Here is a 17,173-nt window from a genome sequence, read left to right on the forward strand (position 1 = left end):
TGCGCTACTATTCTTCAGTAACGACAGTGACTTTTTTGCGTCGTGAAATACGACCACCCTTAGCACCAGCAATACGTGCTAGTTCAGGGTTAGCGGCAAAACCACCAGTGCGACCGTTGCGGCCACCTTTTGCGCCAATTTTAGCGTAAAAGTTTGGGTCTTTTGCTAGGTTTTTCGCAGCAGCCTTTTGGCCACCAATTTTGTTTCCTGCCATGATAGCATTTCTCCTCTTAAATGCAGAGTCTCCACCCTGCTAATTACCTCACACGTGATATGTGTATGAATCTAATATAGCATAGCTTATGCTTTTTGTCAATATTTACATGAGCGTTATTTTATTATACTTGTACAATTGTAAATATATCGGCCATGCTATATGATAAATAGGCACCTGTTTGAATCCCAAAACTAGATTCAAAATAAACGACCTTATCTGCGAGATAGGTCGTTTTTGCATTATTACAGGGAGGAGAAGCTACTTTAGAGTATCGTAGCTCGCCTGCAAATCACTAAGAATAACCTTGAGCCTCGCCTGACTATCAGATGCAAGGACTGTCAGCATCTCGTGGGCTCTTGTAATTTCGGCGTACGCCTTTAGGTAATTAGCCTTGTTCTTTGCTTTGTGAGCGATCACGAGGCTTTTCCATGTAGACTCCATCTTCTTGGCGTATTTTATAGCATACTCTTTAGTGGCAACAAAGTTATCGGAAACCTGCAGACTGTTGATGTCGTTTATAGCTTTAGACCAGCTAGCTACCTGGGCGTCCCATGTTTTTTCGGTTTGTTTCGTATTTGTAGCCGTGGAACTTATAATATCTGCGAGCCTTCGCTCAGCCTCAAGGTATGCAAGAGTACTGTCAAGCTTACTACTGTAGCCTACCACTGGACGCATCATTTCCTCGCACGCCTTTATTTTCGCCCCGAGCCCTCCAACATTCTGCTGCCACGCTACGGCCCCAGAAATGTCACAGGCAGATTGATTTTCTTTAATAGTCATCACAACGGCCTTCAACTCGGCCACTTTCTTTGAACGTTCGTCGCTAGTAGTGGTCGGCAACTGCAGAGCGGCATCGATATCATGATCGAGATCCTGTTTCCAAGCCGCGTAAGAAGTCTCGTAGTTATTCCATACCTGAGCGCTCCAATAAGTATAGCCGCCCACAGCAATCAGTAGCCCAACAATAGCCGCTACAATGATCCGCGGCTTGGTCAGTATAATGGGGACCTTTTTCATCTTCATGATTTGGTAATTCCTAGCTGTGATGACCACAACTCGCTAGCAAGTGGCCACGGATTAAATTTGCAGCCCTGCAGGTCAATTGACTGCTGTTGCATGACCGGTGCTGACTTTCCGGCGCCACTGCACGACTCGTGGTCATGACCTAGCCAGTGGCCCGCCTCGTGGTTAATAACCATGTGTCGATAATCGCGCAATGATCCACCAGCATTATTCCAGGGAGTTGTTGCTCCCACCCAACGATCTTGGTTGATAATAATATTCCGCCCTACGCGACAGCTATATTCTGCGCTACACCCCGAAGAGAATGATGGCACTAAACTAGCCTCGCTGAGGATTAGCGTAAACGAGCCACCAGATGACACCTCGCGAAACGTCACCCCCAGGCGCGACCATCCACGCGCATCATTGAGCGTTGCATTAGCCAGCGTACGAAATTCAGTCATATCGGCAGCGATAACACCTTTGCCCGATACGCTGTACGTAACTTCTTGCGTTTTGGCATTACGGGCGGCTGCTTCCGCCGCGTTTTGTTTCTTTAGCCATTCGGGCTCACTTAGACTCGGCGCTTTAAGTGTCGACGCGACCTGCTGTAGTTCCTGAAGACTCTCTAGCTGAGTTGCAATGGGTGTCGTAGTTGCCTCAGCAAGTACCGCAGGCGCGCCATTTGAGGCCACAAAGAGACCCACTCCAGCCGCAGCACCATATCCCACCAAGCAAACAACACACATAGTATTCTTATTGTACCTTATGTCGCCGCGAGGATATAGTCTTTACGAAGTTACCATCGCCCACATAGCACGCTGGTTTGTGTAGAACTGGTCGTAACTATGACTCCCTAATTCCACCAGAATGCTAGCCGTCCCCATTTTTTGAGCATACCAATCGTCTGCCGTACCACTGATAGAGTATTCAAACGCCTCATCGCTCTGCCCCGTTGCATTACGATATCCACTCAGTCGAGAATATAGTGAAGCGAGGCTACCAGATGACCCCGCCTGGTTCGCGGCGACCAGAGCTCCGATGCTGTGATACGAAAGAATGAGAACTGGACGGACCTGCTGAACATAGGCTGCAAGCGCCTTTGTTTCGGGCTCCGACATCGCCGTCTTGCCACCTCCGCCAGGAAAAGGCGTATTATTGACCGTAGTGATGTCTTTTTTCCAGTCATTTGTTGCGAAGTTGCGGTTTAGATCAACATTGCGTGCATTCACCCGCGACCCACTGCTCACGCCATCTGGATTAATTTGAGGGATAACGATGATCGACTTATTTGACGGGATATCCTTTACGTTTGCCTCTAGCTCGTTAATCCACCTTTCCATGAGTAATTTGGTACTATATTCGTTGCCGTGAATAGCACCTGTGTAGAGTACCGTGCGAGGCCCGGTTCCGAAACGATATGCGTTTATCGCCCTTCCCTGACTGGAGTATCCTATTGTTGTCACTGTATGACAGACCATGCGTCCGCTATATTTCCAAGAGGACTCGCTCGCTACGCCATGCTTGCTCTTAATGCCTTTCGTGACAGTAATCGAAAAGTTACCGCAACGAGGAACATTCGACAAACTTATAAACACTTGGCTACCGCTCTTTTTTATGACACTCGCTCCACCAGAGGCGGTTATGAGCTTTTTCGTATCTTGGCTGGATAAAAGAGATTGATCGAACGTTATTATCGCCGTCGTCCCTAGGGGAATTCCGACCGATCCAACATTAATAGCCGAGACTTTCGGGCCGCCAGATGTTTTAAAAGTGAGCTTATATGGTGACTCAAAGCCGCTTCCGTCTACTGCTTCTGCATTGTCGACAAGCAGTTCAAAAGTAGCAGATCGTGGCAGTTCCGGAAGTTCAACTTTTATGTTTTTAGCCTGCACCAAGCTTTTAATGGCAAAGGGTATACGCTTTCCACCCTTTATCTGAGCCAGACTGGTCGTTGCCGCAATCATGCTCTTATCTAGAGTAAGTGTGATCGCTTTAGGTTTCGAATATACTGTTGCGCGATGCTTGATCGTACTTTTCGTAACACGGACAGCAGACAGGGTTTGCACATTTTGAGCCGCAATCGTCTCCTTGGCAACCCCTTGGAAGTGACGCACTAGTTTAGCACCATAACTCTTCCCCTGTGCAAGCTTTAGGGTTGGAATATCACACGTAATCGCTTTCTGGGCAGGCGCGCAACTAGCAATTTTATCCTTAATATAAACATCATAGCCAAACACCCGGTCATCATCACTAAGCGGAATCTCTAGTGGTTTCGTCGTCGCTATTGGCTCGCTTAAAACCTGAGTATTCGCAACCGGAGGCGCGCCTATCGCGATATCGAACGTCTTACGCATAAGTAGGCCTCCAAACGGCGAAGTGCTCACTTTGACATTTTTAACGGATGGCGCAGCGACAGCAACGAAACACGTCTTCCGGGAAGCAATGGTGAAAGTTCCCATTACTATGGAGTCTTCATAACTTACCGAGAACTCACCACTCGAAGTCCTGTGAATAGCTGGAAATAGCGTCAACTGACGAACACAAGATGGACCCCCGTACGAAAAGGAGACGGGTTTTTCTAAGCCAAAAATAATACCGTACAGCAGAACAAGTAATGATATGGCGACTATCGGAATCGTATATTTTTTTGGATATTGATTAAATTTTGCCAAGGCTTTCACCAGCAGCTTCTTCAAATCCATATGTATTATTTTAGCATGTAAGTGTGAGCATTATCACAGTTAATTACCAAAGAAAAAAGACTTCCTATTCGGAAGTCTTTTTTATAATTCGGCACCGTGCTAGTTTCCCACTTGTGGCAGTATAATCGCCGCTGCTGAGCTTAACTTCTGTGTTCGGAATGAGAACAGGTGTTTCCCCAGCGCCATGGGCACCGAAGTAAGGTTTAAGACACTTTGCGCTGATATAAAAAGATCAGTGGGTCTAAACCTTGCTTCGATGTCCAACTAATGGACACGGTATTTTGGTTTGTAAGTTATAAAACTGACGTTGGTGATAATCACCAATTACTAGTTAAGTCTACCTCACCACCTCGGTTAATGCAAGCATTAACACAGGGTGATAAGGACATAAAAAGGCGATGGGACTATTAGTACGCTTCAGCTCCATACATTGCTGCACTTCTACCTTGCGCCTATCAAACAGATAGTCTTTCTGTGTCCTCATAGGGAAATCTAATCTTGAAGTTAGTTTCGCGCTTAATATGCTTTCAGCGCTTATCTATTCCGAACATAGCTACTCGACAATGCGGCAGGTGGCCACAATCGATACACCAGAGGTTCGTCCGCCCCGGTCCTCTCGTACTAGGGGTAGATCTTCTCAAATTTCCTAACGTCCGTACCGGATATAAACCGAACTGTCTCACGACGTTCTGAACCCAGCTCGCGTACCACTTTAATCGGCGAACAGCCGAACCCTTGGAAGGTGCTCCCCCTCCAGGATGTGATGAGCCGACATCGAGGTGCCAAACAGCGCCGTCTATGTGAACTATTGGGCGCTATAAGCCTGTTATCCCCAGGGTAACTTTTATCCGTTTTCGCTTTCGATCCCACATTCATGTACATAAAGTACGTAAAGCGGTTCACTTGCTCCGACTTTCGTCTCTGCTTGAAATGTACTTCTCACAGTCAAGCTGGCTTATGCGCATACACTATCACTTCGATTTCCATCCGAAGTTAGCCAACCTTTGAACGCCTCCGCTACTCTTTAGGAGGCAACAGCCCCAGTTAAACTACCCACCATACACGGTCCCGTTACCAGATAATGGTAACGGTGAGATCAAGATCACAACAAGGGTGGTATTTCACCTGTGCCTCCACAAATACTAGCGTATCTGCTTCAAAGGCTCCCACCTATGCTACACATGTTGTAACCCGGATCAATGTAAAGCTGTAGTAAAGCTCCATGGGGTCTTCTCGTCCTGGTACGGACAGACGGCATCTTTACCGCCAATGCACTTTCACCGAGTCCTTCGCTGAGACAGTGCCCACATGATTACTCCATTCGTGCGGGTCAGAACTTACCTGACAAGGAATTTCGCTACCTTAGGACGGTTATAGTTACCGCCGCCGTTCACCGGGGCTTCAGTTCGCACCGTAAAGCGCTCCCCTTAACCTTCCGGCACCGGGCAGGAGTCAGCCCCTATACATCTTCTTTCGAATTAGCAGAGACCTGTGTTTTTGGTAAACAGTTCCGTGGGCTCTTTTGCTGCGGCCCCCACATCCAAAGATGCGAGAGGTCGTGCTCAAGAATCATTATAACTTTCGCTATAATGACATAAATCAATCATGATTTGTCTATCTCAGTAAAAAATTGTGGTTCATAAAAAAGGATTTGTCGCTCATATTGTTTCAAACCGTATTATGGGTCTGAAACGAGCGTACTCACTAACGACAGTAGCTGCTTTTAGATGCTACTATCGCGTTTTTTAACCACCTTTCACCAAGTTAGTTGAACACGGCTCACATCGTTAGATGTGGGGGCAGACCTTATCCCGAAGTTACGGTCGCTGTATTGCCGAGTTCCTTAGCGAAGGTTCTCTCGTAAGCCTGAGTCTACTCGACTCGAGCACCTGTGTTGGTTTGCGGTACGGGCGGCTATAAACACGCGTACATCTGCTTTTCTAGCCAGTGCTTTGATCAAAATCGTCAATCCGAAGACTAACTTTCACTCCCTTTGCGTTCCCGCTAGGTTGGACGGATACATACCATGAATCCGCTTCGACTACTTCACCGTGAACAGTGTACAATTTATAACCGGTTCAGGAATATTAACCTGATGTCCATCGCCTACGCTATGCGCCTCGGCTTAGGCCCGACTAACCCTGAGATGATTACCATGGCTCAGGAAACCTTGCTCTTACGGCCGACATGATTCTCACATGTCTTATGGTTACTCATTCCAGCATTCTCACTTCCTAACGCTCCACCCAACTTTCCAGTTGAGCTTCACTGCAGATAGGAACGCTCCTCTACCACGTACGATAAATCGTACATCCATGTCTTCGGTAGTATACTTTAGCCCCGTTACATTTTCCACGCAAGATCTCTTGACTAGTGAGCTGTTACGCACTCTTTAAATGAATGGCTGCTTCTAAGCCAACATCCTAGCTGTTTAAGAAATCTCACCTTGTTTCCCACTGAGTATACATTTAGGGACCTTAGACGATGGTCTGGGCTGTTTCCCTTTCGAGCGCCGAGCTTAGCCCCGACGTTCTAACTGCCAATGTACCACCAACGGTATTCGTAGTTTGTTAAGGGTGGGTAGGATTGCTCCCCCCAGTCCTTTACAGAGCTCTACCCCCGTTGGCTAATTAATTGACGCTAGCCCTAAAGCTATTTCGAGGAGAACCAGCTATCTCCGAGTTCGATTGGCATTTCACCTCTAACCACAGGTCATCCGAGCACTTTGCTGCGTACGACGGTTCGGCCCTTCACTACCTGTTACAGTAGCTTCAGCCTGCCCATGGTTAGGTCACCCGGTTTCGGGTCTAATTCCCAGTACTTATTCGCCCTATTCAGGCTCGCTTTCACTGTGGCTCCGTCACTTGACTTAACCTTGCACTGGAAATTAACTCGCTGGATCGTTCTACAAAAAGCACGCCGTCACCAGAATAAATTCCAGCTCCGACTCCTTGTAGGCACACAATTTCAGGATCTATTTCACTCCCCTCCAGGGGTTCTTTTCACCTTTCCATCGCTGTACTAGTTCACTATCGATCGTATATTATATTTAGCCTTGGCTGGTGGTCCAGCCGGATTCAGACAGGGTTTCTCGTGCCCCGCCCTACTCGATAAAACACGTATAAGGTCAGCGTCGTTTTCGCGTACACGTCTTTCACGTTCTTTGGATAGTCATTCAAACTATTCTGCTAACCACGCAAATTTCTTACCTTACTAACAGTTAATAGCCTGTTATCGCAAATCAGATACCTGAAATAAATTTCAGTTCTCTGACTTGGTCTCGTGTTATATCACAACCCCTTATAAGTATTCGCCTATAAACTTATTCATCTGCGAACAGATGAAAACTTGTAAGGTTTGGGCTCTTCCAGTTTCGCTCGCCACTACTCCCGGAATCATTATTTATTTTCTCTTCCTCGACCTACTAAGATGTTTCAGTTCGGTCGGTTCCCTCCAAATTCCCTATATATTCAGGAACAGGTAATACGAGATGAATCGTATTGGGTTTCCCCATTCGGATATTCCCGGATCAAAGCTTGTTGACAGCTCTCCGAGACTTTTCGCAGTCTTCCACGTCCTTCATCGGTAATATACGTCTAGGCATCCATTGTGTGCCCTTGAGTACCTTTTTATGCATTGACTTAACTAGTAATTGGTAAATACCAAATACTTGCCGTCAATCTTATTTTCTTACTAACCAAATTGTCAAAAAACTTGCGGCCTCACACTTGAGAGCACATTTACTCGCAACCTCTGGTTGCGCCTCTTCTGCACTCAAGCTTCATCATCGTACCACTTAGCCTCGCATGCTGTAAAGTGGTTTCTATTGTGTTTTTTGCAATAAAGAAAACCTCATACGATTTGCTTTATTTTCACACATCGCCAGAGGTTCAATTGAACATTCGCTTAACTGTTAATAACTATACTCCACGGTTTAAAGTTTTGCAAGGGTATTTTATACTTATTTTTATCTGTTTTTACTCCCTTGAGCCACCCTGCTATTTTAAGGCAACAAAAAAGCATTCCCTGAACTGGTGGGCGATGAGGGACTTGAACCTCCGACCTCGTCATTATCAGTGACGCGCTCTAACCAGCTGAGCTAATCGCCCATACGTTCAGTGAATGCTTAATTGCCTTCTAATAAATTCATGGTGGGCGCTGAGGGGCTCGAACCCCCGACCCTCTCGGTGTAAACGAGATGCTCTAGCCAACTGAGCTAAGCGCCCCTAAATGAATTTATAAAAATGAAATGTACGTTCGCTTCTTGGTGGAGTGTCCCAGACTTTCGCCTGGTTCACCCCATATGGTGGAGGCACAGGGACTCGAACCCTGGACCCCCTGCTTGCAAAGCAGGTGCTCTAGCCAACTGAGCTATGCCCCCACGTGTATGCGAACTTTATATATTCTACCGTAGATTAACTTTGGTGGCAAGAGTATAATTAAGACATGGAATATGAATTTAGCATTGGCTCGTTTTTTATCGGGCTTGTAATCGTAGCTGCGGGTATCGCATTCGTTAGATGGTACCAGGTAATCGCCGATAACCTCGGTAGTGGCGTTGCCAGCTATGACAGATTTAGACTATGGGCGTTTATTACCTGTGGCGTCGGTCTTGTGGTTATGGTAAACCTTCACACTATGCTACTCGTATGGTTCTTTGGCCTACTCTTCCCCAACCTATAGACCTTTTATCATTTCTATAGACATCAAAAAATCTCCGATTTCTCGGAGATTTTTTGTTTTAACAATTTGGTTGTGCATATCATCGTCAAGCCTACATAGTGTTTTTTGAACTTAGTCTTGTTCTTACAAGTAAAGAACTGCATTATTGTGTAAGTTCAACACAATAAAAAGACCGACCTAGCTTCAGTAGTAGATTACTCGTACTACTGGCATAACTCTCCCTAGAAAGGAGGTAATCCATCCGCACCTTCCGGTACGGATACCTTGTTACGACTTAACCCCAATCATCCCCCCCACCTTAGGCCGACGAATCGGACTTCGGGTGTTGGTGACTTTCATGGTTTGACGGGCGGTGTGTACAAGACCCGGGAACGTATTCACCGCAGTTTGCTGACCTGCGATTACTAGCGATTCCGACTTCAAAGAGGCGAGTTTCAGCCTCTTATCCGAACTGAGATTAGCTTTGATGCGATTTGCTCCACCTCGCGGCTTCGCTGCGCATTGTACTAACCATTGTATCGTGTTTCTAGCCCAGGGTGTAAGAGAAATACAGACCTGACCTCATCCCCTCCTTCCTCCCCGTTGCCGGGGCAGTCTGAATAGAAAAATACAACTATTCACAAGGGTTGCGCTCGTTAATGGACTTAACCAAACATCTCACGACACGAGCTGACGACGGCCATGCATCATCTGTCACTTGGCTCAATAAAGCACTCTCTGCTTTCACAGAAATTCCAAGGATGTCAAACCCTGGTAAGGTTCTTCGTTTATCATCGAATTAAAGAACACGATCCACCGCTTGTGCGGGTCCCCGTCAATTCCTTTATGTTTTAGTCTTGCGACCGTACTCCACAGGCGGGATACTTAACGCGTTAGCTTCGCTACTGAAGGGGTCGATACCTCCAACAGCTAGTATCCATCGTTTACGGCGTGGACTACCCGGGTATCTAATCCGGTTCGCTCCCCACGCTTTCGTGCCTCAGTGTCAGAAATGGTCCAGTAACCTGCCTACGCCATTGGTGTTCCTTCTAATATCTACGGATTTCACTCCTACACTAGAAATTCCAGTTACCTCTACCATTCTCGAGTTAGTGAGTTTGAATAATAGTCTGTATGGTTGAGCCACCAGATTTCACTATTCACTTTACTAACCACCTACGCAACTCTTTACGCCCAGTCACTCCGGATAACGCTTGGGTCCTACGTATGACCGCGGCTGCTGGCACGTAGTTAGCCGACCCTTATTCATGAGTTACCGTCATATTCTTCACTCATAAAAGCAGTTTACGACCCGAAGGCCTTCATCCTGCACGCGGAGTTGCTCCATCAGACTTTCGTCCATTGTGGAAGATTCCTTACTGCTGCCTCCCGTAGGAGTCTGGACCGTGTCTCAGTTCCAGTCTGACTGATCATCCTCTCAGACCAGTTACCGATCGTCGACTTGGTGAGCCTTTACCTCACCAACTATCTAATCGGACGCGGGCCGCTCCCAAAGCGTAATAAATACTTTAATCCGAAGATCATATGCGGTATTAGCTACCCTTTCGGGCAGTTATTCCTCACTTTGGGGCACGTTCCCACGCGTTACTCAGCCGTCCGCCGCTCGCCACCAAGTAGTAAACTACTCGTGCTGCCGCTCGACTTGCATGTATTAGGCACTCCGCCAGCGTTCATCCTGAGCCAGGATCAAACTCTCCATAAAAGATGTATCTTTCTCAAGATACGTCTATAAAAATATAGACTGACGATGATATTGCACAACTAAATTGTCAAAGTTCATTTTATCTGTTCAACTCCACTGTTGTTTATTGCCTTCCTTGGCAACCAGACTGATAATCAGCATACCCCACGAACTGCGGTAGCGTCAAGGGTAATTTTAGATTATCTTGTAGCTAAAAACACAACTACGCCGATAATGAGTCCCAGAAGAGCTCCAACGGTCACTTCCATAGGGGTATGTCCCTTTGCCGCACGAGGCAAAGCAACGCTACTTTTCTGCTCTTTAATAAGCTCCTGAATAGCTTTGCCCTGCTCGCCCGAAGAACGCCGAACCATGATTGCATCATACATAACAATAGCTGAAAACAGCGCAGCTAAGCCAAAGATGGCCGTATCAACCCCTTCTCGAAGTGCAATAACAGACAATAGCGCCATGACTGCCGCACTATGTGCGCTCGGCATATTACCTGAAAGATACAATTGTCGAAGATGACTAAAGCTGCGATGTTTTATCACCATAAGAAGATACTTGGCACCCTGCGCAATAATCCAAGCGCATACTATCGCCAAAATGTAGGGTGAAAGTATCTTCTCCATGTTAGGCTTCGTCCTCTTCAACTACCTGCTGTTCAGGCATAAGCCCAAGAGAAGATACCGCATCACCCTCACTTAATCGCATTACACGAACACCTTGCGTCGTTCGACCAAGAGTCGGAATATCCTTTAGTCCTACGCGGATCGTCTGTCCATTATTTGAGATCATAAGAACCTCACTTGCCTCGGGGTCGATAGTTCGCACAGATATAATAGGACCGGTTTTTGCAGTCACAACAGCAGCCTTAATGCCTACGCCACCACGCTTGTGACTTGGGAAGTTAGCAATCTTAGTAATCTTACCGTAACCATTTTGACTAATAACAAGAAGGCTGTGAGCGTCATCATCGACAATATCCATTCCTACAACCCAGTCGTTCGGTCGCAATCGAACACCACGCACACCACGGGCGGCACGGCCCATTGGACGCGCGTCGGTTTCATTAAAGCGTACTGCCTGTCCAGCCGATGTTGATACAATTACATCATTCTCACCAGTGGTTTTCTTAATCCAACGGAGCTCATCTCCATCATCGAGCTTAATGGCGATAAGGCCATTCGTACGGATATTAGCGTAATCCTTCAACGGCGTCTTTTTTACAGTTCCCTTGCTTGTCGCCATAAAGAGATATCCTTCATCACTCGCGTCTTTGGCGTGACGAATAATCGAAGTGATCTTCTCTTCCGGCTGAAGCTGCAGGAGGTTAACCGCCGCTACGCCCTTTGCCTGAAGGCTTGCTGCTGGCACTTCGTACGCTTTAAGACGGAATATGCGCCCCTTATTCGTAAAGAACAGAAGATAATCATGGGTACTTGCCGGAACAAGTTGGTCGATAATATCTTCTTCCTTAGTCGTCATGCCTCGCTTACCCTTACCGCCCCTGTTTTGACGACGGTACTCACTCACCAGCGTACGCTTAATGTAGTTTTCTGTTGTAAGCAATATAACAGACTCTTCTTCAGGAATAAGCTCCTCATCACTAAACTTACCAAGTTCATGATTAATCATCTGCGAACGACGCTCGTCCCCATACTTCTCTTTCATCTCTAGAAGTTCGGCCTTAATAATATTAAGGATCTCCTTCTCGTCGGCAAGAATTGCCTCTAGCTCAGCAATCAACTTCAAGAGCTCCGCCAATTCATTCTCGATCGCTTCGCGTTCAAGTCCAGTTAGGCGACGCAGCTGCATGGCAAGGATTGATTTCGCCTGGATTTCTGAAAGCTTGAATGCCTCAATCAAACTCTTTTCGGCAATTTCGCTTGTTTTACTTGCACGAATGATACGAATGACCTCATCGATGTGATCAAGGGCAATCTTGTAGCCTTCGAGAATATGAGCGCGGTCTTTCGCCTTGCGTAGTTCGTATTCAGTTCGACGACGAACAACATGTTGGCGATGCTTAACGAACTCGCTCAAGATTTCCTGCAAACCAAGGACGCGCGGCTGAATACCGTCGATAAGCGCAAGCATGTTGTAATGAAAACTCGTTTGCAACGCCGTTAGCTTAAATAGCTGGTTAAGAACCTTCTTAGGATAAGCGTCCTTCTTAAGCTCAATAACAACACGAACCTTGCCACGTGCACTTTCATCACGGAGGTCAGCAATTTGGATTTTCTTCTCTTTGTGAAGCTCAGCTATCTTTTCAATAAGCGTTGCTTTATTTACAGCATAAGGCATTTCGGTCACGATAATCTGGCTGCGGCCTTTTTTCGTCTCCTCGATATTCGTAACTGCACGCACCATAACGCTTCCACGCCCCGTTTGGTAGGCCTGCTTCATAGGAGTGCCCCCGTACACGATTGCGCCTGTTGGAAAATCAGGACCCTTAACATGCTTCAAAAGATCGTCGAGGGTCGCTTCAGGGTTATCGATCATTTCGATAGTCGCATCTACCAATTCACCGAGGTTGTGCGGCGGAATATTCGTAGCCATACCAACAGCAATACCAACCTGACCGTTCAAAAGCAGGTTTGGAAGCTTTGCCGGAAGTACTGAAGGTTCCTGTTCGGAGCCGTCGTAGTTATCACGGAAGTCCACCGTCTCCTTGTCGAGATCCGTAAGTAGTTCATTACCAGCACGACCAAGACGAGCCTCGGTGTATCGACTGGCGGCCGCTGGGTCGCCATCCATCGAACCGAAGTTACCCTGTCCATTAACAAGCGGGTATCGCATTACCCAGTCCTGAGCAAGACGCACCATTGAGTCGTAGATCGATGAGTCACCGTGTGGGTGATATTTACCCATAACTTCACCGGCAATACGCGCTGATTTCGCAAATTTACCGCCCGGACGCAACCCTTGCTCGCCCATAGTGTACAGAATACGGCGATGCACCGGCTTCAATCCGTCACGAACATCAGGTAGTGCACGATCAATAATGACGCTCATGGAGTAACGAAGGAAACTATCCTCCATCACATCTTCAACGGTTCGATGCTCTAGCGTCTTAGAGTGGGTTTGAGGCAAATCTACAATTTCACCTTCAATTGGTGTATTTTTGTCATCATTCATAATTAAATATCCAACTCCTCGAGGTTAACATCTTTAGCACGGGACTGAATGAAGTTTTTACGTAGGCTCACTTCATCACCCATGAGTTTTGTGAAAATGGCATCGGCACGCTCGGCGTCCTCTACCTTTACTTGCACAAGAACGCGATTGTCCGGATTCATTGTAGTCTCCCAAAGCTGCTCGGCATCCATTTCACCAAGACCCTTGTAGCGCTGAACATCTGTCACGCCGGCCTGTTTCAGGAGTGAATCTTCAACGTTGATATTTATACCACGCTCTTTACGATCAGCGATCAGCTTCTCGATAATTTCGTCACGCTCTTCGTCGCTATAAGCGTACCATCGTTTATTGCTTCCGCCCTTAACTAAGAATAGCGGAGGTTTAGCAAGATAAATGTGACCACCATCAACAACTTCTTTCATGTAGCGGAAGAAGAATGTTAGAAGTAGCGTTGAGATGTGGCTACCGTCGACATCGGCATCTGTCATGATGATAATTCGGTGATAGCGAAGACCGGCAACGTCAAATTGATCACTAATACCAACGCCCATAGCCTTAATGAGACTCACGATTTCGTTGTTATTTAGCATGCGATCGAGACGTGCTCGCTCAACGTTAAGCACCTTACCCCTTAGAGGAAGGATCGCCTGCGTCTTACTGTCGCGACCAGATTTAGCCGAACCACCAGCAGAGTCACCCTCTACGATATAAAGCTCTGAATCGACCGGGTTCTTACTTGAACAGTCGGCAAGCTTACCCGGAAGACTTAATCCATCGAGTGCACCCTTTCGGATAACATTGTCGCGAGCCGCACGAGCCGCTTTACGCGCACGTGCCGCAAGAAGGGATTTTCCAACAATCTTCTTAGCAACTGCAGGGTTCTCTTCAAGGTAGTACGAGAAGTACTCGTTCATCACCTGCTCTACATAACGACGAACTTCCGGGTTGCCGAGTTTGTTCTTTGTCTGACCTTCAAACTGTGGATCTGGAAGCTTAACAAGAATAATTGCCGTAAGACCTTCACGAATATCATCTCCGGTTAGGTTCTCTTCTTTTTCCTTCAATAAACCACTCTTACGCGCATAATCATTAATAACGCGGGTGAGCGCCGAACGAAAACCAATAAGGTGAGTTCCGCCATCGGGAGTAAGGACGTTGTTTGCAAACGGCTTAATTGTCTCTACGAACGTGTCGTTGTACTGAACAGCGATTTCCACCATCGAGTCTTCAATCTGTCGTTCGACATAAAAAACACTATCATCAACAACATCTTTACCAATATTAAGATGCTTTACGTAGCTTTGAATACCACCTTCAAAATAAAAAGCGGCACGCTCCTTCGATCGTTCATCTCGAACGGTCACATAGATACCTTTTGTCAGATATGCTTGGTGTCGAAGATAATTAACTACCCACTTGTAATCAAAAGTAACTGTCTCTTTAAAAATAGTAGGATCCGGGTAGAACGTTACGGTCGTCCCCGTTGGACGATCTGTTTTACCAAGTTTTTTAAGTGGCATTGTGGTCACGCCCTGTGCAAATTCAATATGATGCAACTGACCTTCACGCACCACTTCTACGATCATCTTGGTAGACAGTGCGTTTACAACACTCGATCCAACACCGTGAAGTCCCGAAGAAACTTTATAGCCTCCGCCACCGAACTTACCACCAGCATGAAGCACCGTATAAACTGTTTCGACCGTGCTAAGTCCCGTTTTTTCGTTTTTATCGACAGGAACACCACGACCGTCATCGGTAACGCGAACCCCACCGTCTTCAAGAAGCACTACATCAACGCGACTTGCATATCCTGCAATCGCTTCGTCAATACAGTTATCGGCAATTTCTTTTATAAGGTGATGTACACCGTCGTAGCCAGTGCTACCAATATACATACCCGGACGCTTACGTACCGGCTCAAGTCCTTCTAGAACTTGAATTTGCGAGCCCGTGTACGAGCCGTCATCTACTTTTTGCTTGGCCATGTTCCCTCACTATTCAGACATTTCAGCTATTTACATTTCTTATATTATACAGAACAAATTGTGTTCACTCAAGCTATTGCGTTGAACATATTTCTTATGCTAATCTTATACCTAAGAGGTGCGATAAACAAACAAAAAGAAACGGTAAACACTAATGTTTAGAAAAATAGTTTCAAATTTACCCTTTAGCCCGGCACTCGTTGGCCAGCTCGGCTTTTACGCCCAACGCCTTCGAAAAGAAGAGGCTACTCGACGTATGGGTCTTATATTTACTGCGCTTGCACTTGTTGTGCAATCTTTTGCCGTCTTCACCCCACCAGAATCTGCTAATGCCGCGAACGGTAATAATGTTATTTACGGTGGTTTTAAGAGTAAAGATGAACTTATGACAATTTATGACCGCAACAAAGATAGTGCAGGTCATAAAGATCTACAACAAATCTATAAGCAATTTGGCATCACAAGAAATGACATCGCCAACGGCAAATGGACCACCTTCAATTCTCGTGATTTCAATAATACGATTCAAAGCGTAGGACGCTCAACTTACTCGTTCCAGCGAACACCAATCAAAGTAGAAGGCACTTCTACAACCGTATACTCTAGTCAATTATCAAAATTCGATTCGACATCTTGGACGACAAAAAACGGCTCTATGTATACCGCCGTGGTCGGTAAGCGCGCAGTAGACGGAAAATGGTTTGCTATTATGAGTGGCTGTGGCAATCCAGCATATATAGCGCTACCTCCCCCACCACCAGCATCGGAATGTACAGCCTTAACAATTACGCCAATCACCCGAACAAAGTTCACCTTTAAGGCAGCGGCAAGCACATCGAATGGTGCGACAATTTCGGGATATAGCTACGTTGTAAAAAATTCTGCAGGCTCAACAGTCTACTCAAAGAGCGTATCAAGCACCGCAAAGACAAACTCAATCACCCATGACTTTAACAAGGATGGAAAATACACTGTTCAAACAACCGTATCAACAAGTACGGGCAAAAAAACCGGCGCAAACTGTCAAAAATCACTCACTGTTACACCTGAGCCACGCTGTATTATCAATCCCGACTTTCCAGCAAGCAGTCCAGAGTGCAAACCCTGTGAAGACGACGAAACAATCTGGTACAAAGACAAAGATTGTACTTCCGACTTTGATTTAACCAAGAATGTAAAGAATGTTTCAAAAATCATTAACGATGCAAACAATACATCAGCTAAGCCCGGGGATCGCCTTGAGTATCGGCTCACTGTTAAAAATGTCGGAAAAACAACAGGCTCGTACACTATCGAAGATAATCTAGCTGATGTTCTTGAGTACGCCGACCTTATCGATACGGGTGGCGGCACTCTCCTTAAAAAATCTGCAGACGTATCTGTCGAGCGAGCTGGTACTATTACTTGGCCTGCCGTAGAGATCAAGCCCGGAAGTTCGATCGTCAAGATTGTAAGCGTTCAGGTTAAATCAACAATCCCTGCAACACCGCAGAGCCTTGGCAATCCAGAGTCATACAACTGTCGGATGGTAAACGATTTTGCCGGCAATAATACAACTATTCTCCTTCCTTGCCCAACACCAAAAGTTGTCGAGCAAGTCGTCTCCGAACTTCCAAAAACGGGACCTACCGAGAATATGACATTCGCAGGTGTTGTCCTCGCTGTCGTCGTTTACTTCTACGCACGAACGCGTCAGGTCAAAAAAGAGGTACGCCTTATACGACGAGATCTCAACGCGGGTACTATCTAACAT

General features: G+C 46.4%; 9 protein-coding genes, 3 tRNA genes and 3 rRNA genes. 2 read left to right on the forward strand and 13 right to left on the reverse strand.

The genetic code is table 11. The features are described from left to right. Positions 1 to 7: 7 nt before the first annotated feature. From HZB75_04300 to HZB75_04340, 9 genes are all read right to left on the reverse strand, one after another. The gene (locus HZB75_04300; GenBank protein QQG50727.1) at positions 8 to 214 is read right to left on the reverse strand and encodes a hypothetical protein; all 207 of its coding nucleotides are present in this window, start codon (positions 212 to 214) and stop codon (positions 8 to 10) included. 261 nt (positions 215 to 475) lie between these two features. Further along, positions 476 to 1,240 (reverse strand): hypothetical protein, encoded by a 765-nt coding sequence (locus HZB75_04305; GenBank protein ID QQG50728.1) that lies wholly within the window; start codon positions 1,238 to 1,240, stop codon positions 476 to 478. After that, complete coding sequence (locus HZB75_04310) at positions 1,237 to 1,968, reverse strand: DUF3152 domain-containing protein (protein ID QQG50729.1); 732 nt, start codon at positions 1,966 to 1,968, stop codon at positions 1,237 to 1,239. The genes HZB75_04305 and HZB75_04310 overlap by 4 nt, the downstream gene beginning before the upstream one ends. A 42-nt stretch (positions 1,969 to 2,010) precedes the next feature. Next, a complete protein-coding gene (locus HZB75_04315; GenBank protein ID QQG50730.1) occupies positions 2,011 to 3,924 on the reverse strand; it encodes a DUF2817 domain-containing protein in 1,914 nt (637 codons plus the stop codon). Between the two features lie 86 nt (positions 3,925 to 4,010). Beyond that, positions 4,011 to 4,120: ribosomal RNA gene (gene rrf, locus HZB75_04320) — 5S ribosomal RNA — on the reverse strand. A 190-nt stretch (positions 4,121 to 4,310) separates the two neighbouring features. After that, positions 4,311 to 7,556: ribosomal RNA gene (locus HZB75_04325) — 23S ribosomal RNA — on the reverse strand. Positions 7,557 to 7,956: 400 nt separating this feature from the next. After that, a tRNA-Ile gene (locus tag HZB75_04330) sits at positions 7,957 to 8,033 on the reverse strand. A gap of 40 nt (positions 8,034 to 8,073) precedes the next feature. Further along, positions 8,074 to 8,150: transfer RNA gene (locus HZB75_04335), tRNA-Val, on the reverse strand. Positions 8,151 to 8,228: 78 nt separating this feature from the next. After that, positions 8,229 to 8,305: transfer RNA gene (locus tag HZB75_04340), tRNA-Ala, on the reverse strand. 65 nt (positions 8,306 to 8,370) lie between these two features. Between HZB75_04340 and HZB75_04345 the strand changes: the two genes are divergently transcribed. Then, positions 8,371 to 8,607 carry a hypothetical protein gene (locus HZB75_04345; GenBank protein QQG50731.1) on the forward strand — a complete coding sequence of 79 codons (237 nt, stop codon included), beginning with the start codon at positions 8,371 to 8,373 and terminating at the stop codon, positions 8,605 to 8,607. 225 nt (positions 8,608 to 8,832) lie between these two features. Here HZB75_04345 and HZB75_04350 read toward each other — a convergent pair. The 4 genes from HZB75_04350 to gyrB form a co-directional block, all read right to left on the reverse strand. Then, positions 8,833 to 10,309: ribosomal RNA gene (locus tag HZB75_04350) — 16S ribosomal RNA — on the reverse strand. The 16S, 23S and 5S rRNA genes sit together here with 3 tRNA genes alongside, the layout of an rRNA operon. A gap of 179 nt (positions 10,310 to 10,488) precedes the next feature. Then, positions 10,489 to 10,923, reverse strand: a complete 435-nt coding sequence (locus HZB75_04355) for a divergent PAP2 family protein (GenBank protein QQG50732.1) — start codon at positions 10,921 to 10,923, stop codon at positions 10,489 to 10,491. Position 10,924: 1 nt separating this feature from the next. Next, entirely contained in the window at positions 10,925 to 13,432 is a 2,508-nt protein-coding gene (gene gyrA, locus HZB75_04360; GenBank protein QQG50733.1) for a DNA gyrase subunit A, read from the reverse strand. A gap of 2 nt (positions 13,433 to 13,434) precedes the next feature. Next, complete coding sequence (gyrB, locus tag HZB75_04365) at positions 13,435 to 15,420, reverse strand: DNA topoisomerase (ATP-hydrolyzing) subunit B (GenBank protein QQG50734.1); 1,986 nt, start codon at positions 15,418 to 15,420, stop codon at positions 13,435 to 13,437. Positions 15,421 to 15,574: 154 nt separating this feature from the next. On the opposite strand from gyrB, the gene HZB75_04370 reads away from it, so the two are divergent. Beyond that, the gene (locus HZB75_04370; GenBank protein ID QQG50735.1) at positions 15,575 to 17,170 is read left to right on the forward strand and encodes an isopeptide-forming domain-containing fimbrial protein; all 1,596 of its coding nucleotides are present in this window, start codon (positions 15,575 to 15,577) and stop codon (positions 17,168 to 17,170) included. Positions 17,171 to 17,173: the final 3 nt, after the last annotated feature.

This window comes from Candidatus Saccharibacteria bacterium, assembly GCA_016432585.1.
GTDB lineage: Bacteria > Patescibacteriota > Saccharimonadia > Saccharimonadales > Saccharimonadaceae.